This is a genomic window from Streptomyces tirandamycinicus (genome assembly GCF_003097515.1).
Classification (GTDB): domain Bacteria; phylum Actinomycetota; class Actinomycetes; order Streptomycetales; family Streptomycetaceae; genus Streptomyces; species Streptomyces tirandamycinicus.
Genome location: NZ_CP029188.1, coordinates 690,897 through 703,012 on the forward strand (window position 1 = coordinate 690,897; position 12,116 = coordinate 703,012).

Annotated in this window: 9 protein-coding genes; 4 read left to right on the forward strand and 5 right to left on the reverse strand. The window is 75.0% G+C overall.

The features are described from left to right. Window positions 1-183: 183 nt before the first annotated feature. Window positions 184-1,092 carry a pseudouridine-5'-phosphate glycosidase gene (locus tag DDW44_RS03060; RefSeq protein ID WP_017947566.1) on the forward strand — a complete coding sequence of 303 codons (909 nt, stop codon included), beginning with the start codon at window positions 184-186 and terminating at the stop codon, window positions 1,090-1,092. Window positions 1,093-1,259: 167 nt separating this feature from the next. After that, the gene (locus tag DDW44_RS03065) at window positions 1,260-2,201 is read left to right on the forward strand and encodes a carbohydrate kinase family protein (protein ID WP_166802708.1); all 942 of its coding nucleotides are present in this window, start codon (window positions 1,260-1,262) and stop codon (window positions 2,199-2,201) included. Window positions 2,202-2,412: 211 nt separating this feature from the next. Here the strand turns inward: DDW44_RS03065 and DDW44_RS03070 are convergent, their stop codons facing one another. Both DDW44_RS03070 and DDW44_RS03075 read right to left on the reverse strand, forming a co-directional pair. After that, window positions 2,413-3,081, reverse strand: coding sequence for a nucleoside/nucleotide kinase family protein (locus DDW44_RS03070; protein WP_108905447.1), 669 nt, complete (start codon window positions 3,079-3,081; stop codon window positions 2,413-2,415). A 7-nt stretch (window positions 3,082-3,088) separates the two neighbouring features. After that, a complete protein-coding gene (locus DDW44_RS03075; RefSeq protein WP_108905448.1) occupies window positions 3,089-3,835 on the reverse strand; it encodes a winged helix-turn-helix transcriptional regulator in 747 nt (248 codons plus the stop codon). Between the two features lie 103 nt (window positions 3,836-3,938). Between DDW44_RS03075 and DDW44_RS03080 the strand changes: the two genes are divergently transcribed. Both DDW44_RS03080 and DDW44_RS03085 read left to right on the forward strand, forming a co-directional pair. Beyond that, window positions 3,939-5,150 (forward strand): pyridoxal phosphate-dependent aminotransferase, encoded by a 1,212-nt coding sequence (locus tag DDW44_RS03080; RefSeq protein ID WP_018890272.1) that lies wholly within the window; start codon window positions 3,939-3,941, stop codon window positions 5,148-5,150. 424 nt (window positions 5,151-5,574) lie between these two features. After that, a complete protein-coding gene (locus DDW44_RS03085) occupies window positions 5,575-6,234 on the forward strand; it encodes a DUF2293 domain-containing protein (protein ID WP_108908712.1) in 660 nt (219 codons plus the stop codon). Window positions 6,235-6,414: 180 nt separating this feature from the next. Here DDW44_RS03085 and DDW44_RS03090 read toward each other — a convergent pair whose 3' ends face one another. From DDW44_RS03090 to DDW44_RS03100, 3 genes are all read right to left on the reverse strand, one after another. Further along, the gene (locus DDW44_RS03090) at window positions 6,415-7,053 is read right to left on the reverse strand and encodes a chaplin (protein ID WP_244223953.1); all 639 of its coding nucleotides are present in this window, start codon (window positions 7,051-7,053) and stop codon (window positions 6,415-6,417) included. Window positions 7,054-7,428: 375 nt separating this feature from the next. Then, window positions 7,429-8,784: an SWIM zinc finger family protein gene (locus tag DDW44_RS03095; RefSeq protein ID WP_108905450.1), complete on the reverse strand. Its 1,356-nt coding sequence runs from the start codon at window positions 8,782-8,784 to the stop codon at window positions 7,429-7,431. Beyond that, a complete protein-coding gene (locus DDW44_RS03100) occupies window positions 8,781-11,621 on the reverse strand; it encodes a DEAD/DEAH box helicase (protein ID WP_108905451.1) in 2,841 nt (946 codons plus the stop codon). The genes DDW44_RS03095 and DDW44_RS03100 overlap by 4 nt, the downstream gene beginning before the upstream one ends. Window positions 11,622-12,116: the final 495 nt, after the last annotated feature.

Below are 12,116 nucleotides of genomic sequence, written 5' to 3' on the forward strand. Positions count from 1 at the left end.
AGGCACGTCCGACGCGGTGGGTTTCACGGATACGGCGGACGTCACGGATGCGGCGGACGTCACGGATGCGGCGGGGCACGGACGTCGTGCCTGCGGCGGGGCAAGAGCCCTGACCCGGCGGGTCCTTGGCGGCTCGTCAGGCGAAACGTTTGGGCGCGCCACCGCCGTGCCAGGGATGTGGACATGCCCGAGACCACGCTGATGCTGTCCGAAGAGGTGCGGGAGGCGCTTGACGCGCGCCGGCCCGTCGTCGCCCTGGAGTCCACCATCATCGCCCACGGACTGCCGCGGCCACGCAATATGGCCGTCGCCCGGGAGCTGGAGTCCCTCGTCAGAGGCGCCGGCGCGGTGCCCGCGACGGTCGCCGTACTGGACGGCCGGGCCCGTGTCGGCCTGACCGACGGCGACATGGAGCGCATCGCGACCGACCCGGAGGTACGCAAGTTCGGGCACCGCGACCTGGCGCCCGCGCTCGCCGCCGGGGCCAGCGGGGCGACGACCGTGTCCGCCACGGCCTTCCTGGCGGCACGCGCCGGGATCCGGGTCTTCGCCACCGGTGGGCTCGGCGGAGTCCACCGGGAGTGGACCGTCACCCAGGACGAGTCGGCGGATCTGCGGCTGCTCGCCAGGACGGGGATCACCGTCGTCTGCGCCGGGGTGAAGTCCATCCTCGACGTCCCGGCGACACTGCAGCGCCTGGAGACCCTCGGGGTGACCGTCCTCGGCTACCGCACCGGGTACTTCCCCGGGTTCTACCTGTCGTCCTCCGGCCTGCCCGTCGACTGGACGGTCCGCACCCCGGAGGAGGTGGCGGACGTGATGCGGGCGCACAGCGCCCTCGGCGGGCCGGAGACCGCGCTGATCGTGGCCCGGCCGGTGCCGGAGAGCGAGCAGCTGGACCCGGCACTGCACGACCGGGTGCTGGCGGAGGCCCTGGACGAATGCCGGGAACGGGGCATCGGCGGCCAGGCGGTCACCCCGTTCCTGCTGGACCTGCTGGTGAAGCGCACGGGGGGCGCCTCGCTCGAGGCCAACCTGGCGGCGGTACGCGGCAACGTGCGGCTGGCGGCGCGGATCGCGGCGGCGCTGTGAGGGTGCCCCCGGGGCGCGAGGAGAGGGCGGCGCAGAGCGGGACCGGGACGCAGAGCGGAGCCGCGGCGCAGAGCGGGACCGGGACGCAGAGCGGGACCGGGACGCAGAGCGGGACCGGGACGCAGAGCGGGACCGGGACGCAGAGCGGGACCGGGACGCAGAGCGGGATCCGGACGCCCAGCGGGGCAGGTGCGCAGAGCAGGGCCGGGGCGCTGCTGGTGGTCGGGGACGTGGCCACGGACGTCGTGGCCCGGCATGCCGGGGCGCTGACGCACGGGACCGACACCGTGGCGGAGATCCGGACGCTGCCGGGCGGGGCCGGCGCCAACGCGGCCTGCTGGGCAGCGTACTCGGGCTGCGCCGACGTACGGCTGCTCGGCCGTGTCGGGGCCGGCACCGCGGACTGGCACGGGACGCTGCTGCGGGGCTCGGGAGTCCGCCCGATGCTGGTCCCGGACGAGGAGGCGCCGACGGCCACGATCGTCGCGCTGGTCGACGCGGAGGCGGAGCGGACCTTCCTCACCGACGGCGGAGCGGCACTGCGGCTGTGCCCCGGCGACTGGTCGGCGCGGCTGCTGGACGGGGTGGCCAGGCTCCATCTGTCCGGGTACCTCTTCTTCTCCGAGCCCAGTCGCGAGCTGGCGGGCCTGGCGCTCGCGGACGCGCTCGAACGGGGTGTTCCGGTGAGCGTCGACCCGGCGTCGGCGGGGTTCATCGCCGCCTTCGGCGCCGACCGCTTCCTCGGGGCGACGGAGGGTGCCGCGGTGCTGCTCCCGAACGCGGACGAGGCCCGGCTCCTCACCGGGCTTCCCGATGCGGCCGACGCCGCGGCCCGGTTGAGCCGCCATGCCCCGCTCGTCGCCGTCACGCTCGGCGCGAGGGGCGCGCTCGTGGCGGAGTCGGGCGCGGTGACGGCCCGGATCGCCGCCGTCCCGGCGGCGCCGATCGACTCCACGGGCGCGGGCGACGCCTTCACCGGCGGCTTCCTGGCCTCCCTGCTCACGGGCGCGTCCCCGGCCGCCGCGGCGGCGGCGGGATGCCGCGCGGGGGCCCACGCGGTCACCGTACGCGGAGGCCGCCCGCCGGGAAGCACGGGGATGCCGCCGTGACCGGCGGCCGCGGTATGGGGGGCGGGTCGGGCGGGCCCGTACACCACCGGGAAGGTCGACACCGCGGCTGCGCACGGCGAGGCGCCGGCCAGGACGGCCGGCACGGTGCCCGGCGAGGACGGCCGTGCGGGGCGCCCGGCGAGGACGGCCGTGCGGCCGGAGCGGCCGGTCTCGCCGGACTCGTCCGGGCGAGTCCGGACGTGAGAGCGCCCTACTGCGCCCGGCCGCCCCGGCCGTGGTCTTCCCACGGCGCGTTCCACGCGGGGTGGCGGGGGTCGTCGGCGCGGACCACCACCTCGGCGGAGCCGGACGGCGACACCTCCTGTTCGTAGCGCTCGAAGGCGGGCAGCGTCCACAGCTCCCCGGCGCCGGTGCGACGGCGCAGCGCACCGGACGACAGATGCAGATGGACGGTGAGGTCGAAGGGGAACCAGTGCCGGAGGAGCAGCGGTCCGTGGAGCACCAGCACACCGCCGGAGGGCAGTTCGGTGTGCGGGCTCCGGGTGGCACGGTCGGTGACCGGATCCCAGAGGTCCGGCAGGACCCGGCCCGAGCCGCCCGGCTCCAGCGGCCCGAACACCTCGCGCCAGAGCGCCCCGATGTCGAACCAGCAGTCGTAGTAGCCGTCGGGATCCTCCCGGCCGCGCTCGTACCGCAGCGAGGCCGGCCGCAGGAACCCGTTGATGCCCACCACCCGCACCGCCCGTCCGCGCAGCCGCAGTGCGTCGGCGAGGGCCGCGGCCACCCTCGCCGTGCCGGCGGCGGGGGTGGCGTCGACGGCGACGCGCAGCCAGGGGCCGCCGTCGCCGGACCGGCTCCCCGTGATCCGGTCGGCGACGGCCTCGGTCAGCCGTTCCCAGGTGATCGGTTCCAGTCTCACCGGTCCGTCACTCCCCCTGGCCGCTCCCCCGCTCGGCCACGCCTCGCGACGGGCCCCCGGAGGCGTCGACGAGCACGCGCCCGGCACGCCCGGCACCCGGCCGCTCCGCCGCCAGCGCGACCGCCAGGGCCCCACCGCCGGAGACGCGGATGCGCCCGCCCCGTACGCCTTCCTCGAGGCCGAGGTCGCCACGGCTGACGGCGAGGCAGGTCCCACCGTCGAGCTCAAGCCGGGTGACCGGGGCTCCGGCGGGCGCCGGGCCGTCTGCGTAGCCGGCGGTACCGCGCCCGTCCGGCACCGGGCGCAGATGGAACTCCCCCTCCGGGAGGCGCACTTCGACGAGGTCCGTCACGCCCTCCGCCTCCAGGCGCCGCAGAAGCGGGACGGCGAACCAGTGGGCGCGGACCGCGTCGGTCGGCCGGGGCCCGTCGAGCGCGGGCGCGCCCCATTCGGCCAGCGCCCCGACCAGGGGCAGCAACTCCCCTCCGCGTGCGGTGAGTTCGTACACGTACGCCGAGACCGGGGCGGGCATCCGGCGCCGGGTCGCCAGCCCGTCGCGTTCCATGTCCTTGAGCCGGGAGGCGAGGACGTCCGTGCTGACTCCGGGCAGATCGGCGTGGAGGTCGGTGTACCGGCGGGGTCCGGACAGCAGTTCCCGCACGATCAGCAGCGTCCAGCGGTCGCCGACGGAGTCGAGGGCGCGCGCGACGGCGCAGAACTGGTCGTAGCTTCGGCGGCGTGGAGGACGGGGCATGCGAGGCAGTCTAGACCCGTTGTTGGACTTTCCAAGCTCATACTTGGTAAAACCAAGTGCCATCGGGTACCACCGAACGCGCCAGTCCTGGGGAGGCCTCCGCATGGAGTTCCGGCAGTCGAGCAAGCTCAGCGAGGTCTGCTACGAGATCCGCGGCCCGGTGATCGAGCACGCCAACGCGCTGGAGGAAGCGGGCCACAGCGTGCTGCGGCTGAACACCGGCAACCCCGCGCTCTTCGGCTTCGAGGCCCCGGAGGAGATCGTCCAGGACATGATCCGGATGCTCCCGAAGGCCCACGGCTACACGGACTCGCGCGGGATCCTGTCCGCGCGGCGTGCCGTCGCCCAGCGCTACCAGGCCCTCGGGCTGACGGACGTCTCCGTCGACGACGTGTTCCTCGGCAACGGCGTCTCGGAGCTGGTGTCCATGGCGGTGCAGGCGTTGCTGGAGGACGGCGACGAGGTGCTCGTTCCCGCACCCGACTTCCCGCTGTGGACCGCCGTCACGACCCTCTCCGGCGGAAAGGCCGTCCACTACCTCTGCGACGAGTCGGCGGACTGGTACCCCGACCTCGACGACATGGCATCGAAGATCACCGACCGGACCAGGGCCGTCGTGATCATCAACCCCAACAACCCGACCGGAGCGGTGTATCCGCGCGAGATCGTCGAGGGGATCCTGGACCTCGCGCGCCGCCATCAGCTGATGGTCTTCGCCGACGAGATCTACGACCAGATCGTCTACGACGACGCCGTCCACCACACCGCGGCCGCCCTCGCCCCGGATCTGGTCGTCCTCACCTTCAGCGGTCTGTCCAAGACCTACCGGGTCGCCGGTTTCCGCTCCGGCTGGCTGGTCGTCACCGGTCCCAAGCAGCACGCGCGCAGCTACCTGGAGGGGCTCACGATGCTCGCGTCGATGCGGCTGTGCCCCAACGCGCCCGCGCAGTACGCCATCCAGGCCGCGCTCGGCGGACGCCAGTCGATCCACGAGCTCACCGCACCGGGCGGACGGCTGCGCGAACAGCGCGACCGCGCCTGGGAGCGGCTGAACGAGATCCCGGGCGTCTCGTGTGTGAAACCCAAGGGGGCGCTGTACGCCTTCCCCCGCCTGGACCCCAAGGTGCACCCCGTGCACGACGACGAGAAGTTCGTCCTGGACCTGCTGCTGCGGGAGAAGATCCAGGTGGTGCAGGGCACCGGCTTCAGCTGGCCCCGGCCGGACCACTTCCGCATCCTGACCCTGCCGCACGCGGACGACCTCGACGCCGCGATCAGCCGGATCGGGCGCTTCCTGAGCGGCTACCGCCAGTAGGGGCCGCGACCCGCGGGACGCGGAGCACGGGCCGAGCCGCCGCCAGGCCCTGGTGCGACCCCAGCCCGGACGCCCCTCTCCACCGCGACGTCCGGATTGAGTAGGGTCGCATCCGGGCAGTCAGCAGGCCCGGTGCCCCTTCCTTGAAGGGATTTGGGATTTTGTCAGCCGTCAGCCGTCAGCCGTCAGTTGTCAGTTGTCGACTGTCAGTTGCCGGCTGTCGGCTCTCGGCTGTCGGTCCACAGACGTCAGTTGCCGGTCATCGTTCGTCGGTTGTCGTTGTCGGTTGTCGGTTGCCGGTTGCCGGTCGCGGGGCGTCGGTCGCTTGGATACCGGTCGAGCGCCGTGGTCCGTCGGTCGGGGCGGCGGACCGGTGATCATCGGTCGCCCGCCGCGCACGTCTCGGGGAGGGGGCGATGAACCGGTGGACCCGGTGGTGGTCGTCGAACCGCTGAAGCGGCGGCACTGCGCGGACTGCCGGCGGGGGCCGCTGGAGCGGCTGGTGCTGGAGTTCAACGCACCGCGTTGCCTGGACTGCGCGGACCTGGGCCATCTGGTCTTCCTGCCGCGTGGGAACGCGGCGCTGACCCGGCGGGCGCGCGAGGCGAGTTCTCTGTGGGCCGTGGTCGTACGGCACAACAGACGGCGCACCCGGTACGAACGGCAGGGCCTGCTGGTGGAGGAGGCGGCGCTGGCGCGTGCGGAGGCGGCGTGCCTCGCCGATGCGGAGGCGCGGGCGCGTCGGCGTGAGCGGGATGCCGTTCGGCGGGCGGCGGAGGACGTCCGCTTCACGGCCCGGCTCACCGCGGAGATCATGCGGCTCTTCCCCTCCTGCCCGCTCGACCGCGCTCTGGACGTGGCGGCGCACACATCGGTACGGGGCAGCGGGCGCGTGGGGCGTACCGCGGCCGGCCGTGCCCTGGACGAGGGCGCGGTCACCGCGGCGGTGCGGGCATCGGTGCGCCATCTCGACACGCCGTACGACGGGCTGCTGATGCGGGGCGTCCCCCGCCACGAGGCGCGCCGACGTGTCGCCCCGGCCGTCGAGGCGACGCTCACCGCCTGGCGGACGCCGCCGTCGTGACGGACCGCACGGTCTTGGGCGGGCCGGCCATGGGACCGGGTGCGGCCGGGGCCTTGGCTTCCCGGTAGCGCGGGAACCGGCCCGGCCGGCGATCCGTGGGCGCAGGGTTCCTCTACGGGATGGGCAGCGTGGTCCACCGGAGGGCATCCGGGTGCGTCCGGGCCCGGAACGTACCCGCTGCTACGCCATGGCGCGGGCACGGCGGTACAGCACGGCACCGCCCAGGGCGAGGGCCGCGCCGACGGGGAGGGCGAGACCGAGCGTGGACGGCGTGCCGGTCTCGGCCAGGTGGACCGGGCCCTGCTGGGGCTCCAGGTCACGCGTGGCGGGACGGACCTCCGACGGCGTGGTCGTCCTCGGCGGCGTCACCGGGCGGGGCCGGGCGGGCGGATTGGCGGAGTTCGAGGAGGAGTTGCCGACCGAAGGGTTGCCGATGCCGACGACGTTCACGGAGTTGCCGGTGATGTTCACCGGGACGTCGACGGGCAGCTGGACCGTGTTCCCGGAGAGAACCCCCGGGGAGCCCTCCGCCTCCGCCTCGGCGGCCGCTCCGCCGCCAGCGGTACCGTCGCCGCCGCTTCCCTCGTTCTCGCAGGTGTTGCCCGCCGCGGGGTTCAGCAGACCGATCACGTTCACCGTGTTGCCGCACACGTTCACCGGCACATGGACCGGGACCTGCACCGTGTTGCCGGAGAGCACGCCGGGGGAGCCGACCGCGCTCCCCTGCGCACCCGAGTCGGCGTGTGCGGCTCCGGCGGCGGCCAGTGCTCCGCCCGTGACCATCGCTGCGACCAGACCTGTTCGGCGAATCTGCCTCATGGTTCCCTGCCTTCCGGTGGATGAACACGGGTGCTCACCCGCACCGGAACTAACGGCATGAAGCCGACCGGGTTATGGCCGTGCATCGTTTCACCCCTTCGAGTGGACGGAGGTAGAACTGTTCAGCACCGTCCGTGCGTTCGGCTGCCGGAGACGTGTCCGCGGGCACGGCGCCCGCCGTGCGGTGTGACGGCTTGAGAGGTGTTTTCGGGAGTCGCGCCCGATCCCCTCCGTGCCGGCGGGCGGCGGCCGGTGGTGTCGCCCGCCGGTCCCCTCGGCAGGTGCACGGGACCGGCCCGACCGACGCGAACGACGCGCTTGCCCGTCGGTATCCGCCGGTGGGTCGCCGGCGGGGCCGGGGCCCGGCGGCAGGCGTCAGCGGCCCAGAAGGGTCGTGAGCGCGCCGACCGGGTCCTCGTCCGGTATGCCCCGCGGCCACCAGTCGTCCCGGCCGGGGTCGGATTCGTATCCGTACCACAGTCCGTCCCGGCCCAGGCGCAGTTGCAGGGACGGGGTGGAGAGGCGATTGCGCCGGGGGCGGAAGTGCGGGAAGTCCGCGGCGGCGAGGGCGGGGCGCGCCCGGTCGAAGGGGCCGGCGGGTGGATCCCACTCCTCCTCCAGGGCCGCGAGTCCCGCCGGCCCGCCCTGTCGCCAGGCCGCCACGGCGCGCGCCAGGTCGGTGGGGGTGCGGCCGCCCGCGCGGGCCAGCGCGGTGTAGAGCGCGCGGGTGGAGGCGGTCAGGCCCGATCCGGGGTGGGCGGCGGCGAGCCGGACGGCGTCCTGCCAGAGGCTGAGCCCGCCGACCGGGTCCCTGCCCGTGCGCAGGGTGGCGTGCGCGCGGGCCGCTGCCTCGGTGGCGAGGAGGTCGAGGGCGAGCGGGTCGGGCGCGCCGTCGGCCTGCGGGTACACGGGAGGGCGTCCGGGCTGCGGCGGTACGGGCAGCGGAGGCGGGAGCGGGGGGCGGATCCGCGGGGTGAGGGCGTCGCGTGCGCGGACCGCCGCGAGGACAGGAGCGGCGTCGTTTCCGCCGTTGCCGGGTTGCCGTGCCGTGGTGCGTGCTCCGCGCCGGGCCGCGCCGCTCTCGGCGGCCGAGCGGGCGGCGTTGCGGCGGGTGAGTTCGGCCAGGACCTCCTGTTCGCCGCGGCCGCGCATGAGGAACAGCACGAACGGGTCCTCGTCGAGGATCCCGGCGGTCCGGTAGCAGAGCGCGGCCGCGTGCTTGCAGGGGAGTCCGTCGTCGGGGCACGTGCAGTCGGGAATCAGGTCGCCGGGCGCGGGCAGCAGGTCGGCGGCGGCCGCGAGGGCGTGCGGGACGTCCTTGTCGAGCAGGGCCGCGATGTGGTCCGGGCGGGCCGCCGCGGTGTCCAGCAGCCGGTCCCAGTCGTCCTCGCCGAGGGTGCGCAGCCGGATCTCCGCGCGGTAGGGCCGGGGGCGGGAGCCGTGGACGTATGCGACGACCCTGCCGGGGGTCACGGTGATCGCGTCGACGTGGCCGCGTGCTGCGTACGTCCGGCCGCGGGAGAGGCGGGCCGGGTCGAGGGCGGCGTCCTCCAGGGCGTCCACCCAGGCGTTGCCCCACCAGGAGACGGCGAGGGCCTGGTCGCCCGGCCGGCGGGCGGGGGCGGGGAACGTGCGGCGCCGGTCGTCCGGGCGGCGCGGGGCCTCCCGGCCGGGCCGGTCGGTGCGGCGCGGCCCGGCCGGTCCGTTGCCGCGGGGCTGGGCGGGGCTCACGACGGCCTCCTCAGGGATACGAGATCGGCCAGCTCCCGGTCGGTGAGCTCGGTCAGCGCGGCCTCGCCGGAGCCGAGGACCGCGTCTGCCAGCGCCCGCTTCGACAGGAGCAGTTCGGCGATGCGGTCCTCGACCGTGCCCTCCGCGATCAGCCGGTGGACCTGGACGGGCCGGTTCTGTCCGATGCGGTGGGCGCGGTCGGTGGCCTGGTCCTCCACCGCCGGGTTCCACCAGCGGTCGTAGTGGACGACGTGTCCGGCGCGGGTCAGGTTGAGTCCGGTGCCCGCCGCTTTGAGGGAGAGGACGAAGACGGGGACCTCGCCCGACTGGAAGCGGTCCACCATCCTTTCGCGCTCCGGTACGGGGGTGGAGCCGTGCAGCAGCTGGGAGGGGATCGCGCGGGAGGCCAGATGGCCGGAGATCAGCCGCGCCATCGCCACGTACTGGGTGAAGACCAGGACGGATCCGCCCTCGGCCAGGATGGTGTCGAGCAGTTCGTCCAGCAGCGCGAGCTTGCCGGAACGCGCCGTGAGACGGGGGCGGTCCTCTTTCAGGAACTGCGCCGGATGGTTGCAGATCTGCTTGAGCGAGGTGAGCAGCTTCATGATCAGGCCGCGGCGGGCGATGCCCTCGGCGGTCTCGATCCGGGCCATCGTCTCCCGGACGACCGCTTCGTAGAGCGACGCCTGCTCCCGGGTGAGCGGGACGGGGTGGTCGGACTCGGTCTTCGGCGGGAGCTCGGGCAGGATGCCGGGGTCGCTCTTCTTGCGCCGCAGGAGGAAGGGCCGGACGAGCCGGGCGAGTCGCTCCACCGCATCCTCGTTGCCGACGTGCTCGTGGTTCTCGACGGCGCGGGCGTGGCGGGAGCGGAAGGACTTCAGCGGGCCGAGCAGTCCCGGGGTGGTCCAGTCGAGGAGGGCCCACAGTTCGGAGAGGTTGTTCTCGACGGGGGTGCCGGTGAGGGCGACCCGGGCCGGGGCGGGGATGGTGCGCAGGGCCTTGGCGGTGGCGGAGAAGGGGTTGTTGACGTGCTGGGCCTCGTCGGCGACGACCATGCCCCACTCGCGGGCGGCCAGTTTCGCGGCGCTGGTGCGCATGGTGCCGTAGGTCGTCAGGACGAAGCCGCCGGGGCCGGTGCCGAGACTGCGGTCCGGGCCGTGGAAGCGCCGGACGGGTACTCCGGGGGCGAAGCGCATGATCTCGCGCTGCCAGTTGCCGAGCAGGGACGCCGGGCAGACGACGAGCGTGGGGGCGGTGCGGGCCCGGTGCTCGGCCCGGTGCAGATGGAGCGCGATGACCGTCACGGTCTTGCCGAGGCCCATGTCGTCGGCGAGGCAGCCGCCGAGGCCCAGTGAGGTCATCTGGTCCAGCCAGGCGAGTCCGCGGAGCTGGTAGTCGCGCAGGGTGGCGGCGAGGGCGGTGGGCTGGGCGAGGGCGGCGGGGCCGTGGGTGAGCCGGTCCCGGAGGGCGGCCAGCGCACCCTCGGGGACGGCCTCGACGGTCTCGCCGTCGACCTCGGCGGTGCCGGTGAGTGCCACGGCCAGGGCGTCCACCGGTTCGAGCAGGCCGAGTTCCCGTTTGCGGGCCTTGCGCACGAGGTCCGGGTCGACCACGACCCACTGGTCGCGCAGCCGCACGATGGGCCGGTGGGACTCGGCGAGCGCGTCCATCTCCTGTTCCGTGAGCGGGTCCCCGTCCAGCGCGAGCCGCCAGTCGAAGCGCAGGAGCCGCTCGCCGTCGAAGAAGGGCGTGCCGTCCGTGGCCGAACCGGGCGCGGGTGCCCGGACGACCGCTGTGGCGGTCAGGCTTCTGGCGAGTTCCCTGGGCCAGTGCACGGCGATCCCGGCGTCGGCCAGGCGGGTGGCGGCCGGGCCGAGCAGTTCGTACAGCTCGTCCTCGGTGACCGGCAGGATGTCGGGCACTTCGCGGTCGAGGAGCCGGCCGAGCGGTGGCCACACGCGGGCGGCGCGGCGCAGGGCCAGCACGGCGTCGATGCGGGCGCGCGGGCCGAGGTGCCCGTCGCCCTCTCCCGCCCACAGCGCCGCGGCGTCGACCACGAGCGTCGGGTCGGCGAGGCTGTGCACCTGGACGAGGGCGGCCGCGGCCTGCCGGTCGCCGCCGCCCTCGTCGGACGTGTCGAACAGTTCGCGGGCGGGCAGGTCGAGCCGCAGGGAGATCCGTACGCCCGCGTCCATGCCGGCCGCGGCCTGTGCCGCCCATGCGCGGGCCTGCGGCAGGTGCTGCGGCGCCGTCGCGGCGAACGGCCCGCCCGCGGCGTACGCGGCCGCCGGGGTGCGGGGCAGGGTGTCCGCGACGGCGTCGAGGAACGCCCTGATCAGCGCCTCGGGCTCGGGCAGCCGGAGCGGCCGCGGCCCGGGGAGCGGTGTGGCGTGCGCCTCGTACGGCATGGCCGCGGCGATGGCGCGGAGCTGGGCGATGTCGTCCGCGTCCAGCGGTCCGGCGTGCCAGGCGTCGTGGCCGGACGGCGTCAGGCCGGGCAGCAGCCTGCCGCGTGCGACGAGCTGGAGGGCGTGCAGGGCGGCGGCACCCCAGCAGGCCGTGGCGGGGTGGGCGGTCGAGTCGTGCCGGGCGCCGGCGAGCAGCGGCACGGCGTCGGCGACGGGCAGCACCAGCGCGGGGACGGCACGGCTGCGGACCCCGGCTCCGTGCCCGCGGACGACGGTGATCCTGGCCGGGGTGCCGGCGGCGGTCTCCGCGTGCGGGGCGGCGCCCGAGGCACCGGTGGGCAAGGGCCGCCCGTCGGGGCTCCAGAAGGCGACGCTTCCGTCGCGGGGCAGTGCCGCCGGGAGGAAGACGGCGGCAAGGGTGTGCAGCATGCCGGGTCGTCGCCTCCCTTCGCCTCGGTCGTACGAGCGGCGTGCCGGTGGACGCCTTGGATGAACGACCTTACGGGGAGGGTCTGACAGTGGTCCTCGTCGCGGGTTCCGGTGGCCCGGGCCGGGTCGCGGCCGGGCCCGGGTCTCTGCCGGGCCCCGGTCTCTGCCGGGCCCCGGTCGCGGGCGAGCCCCGGTCGCGGGCAAGACCCGTCGCTGACGAGCCCGGGTCGCTGGCGAGCCGGTTCTCTGCCGGGCGCAGGTCCGGGGCACGGCCGGGCGCAGGACGGACATCCACGGGCGCGGCGCACGGGACACGGAACGCGCCGGGCAGGGCGGGCGCGCGGGGCAGGACCCGCCGGGCGCGTAACGATGCGGGGGCAGGCGGGCGCAGGGCGCGGAGGTCACGCTGTACGCGCAGGACGCGCCGTGCGCGGAGGGGGCTCAGGGCGCGCAGGACGCGGAAGGCGCGGAGGACGCGCCGTGCGCGGAGGGCGC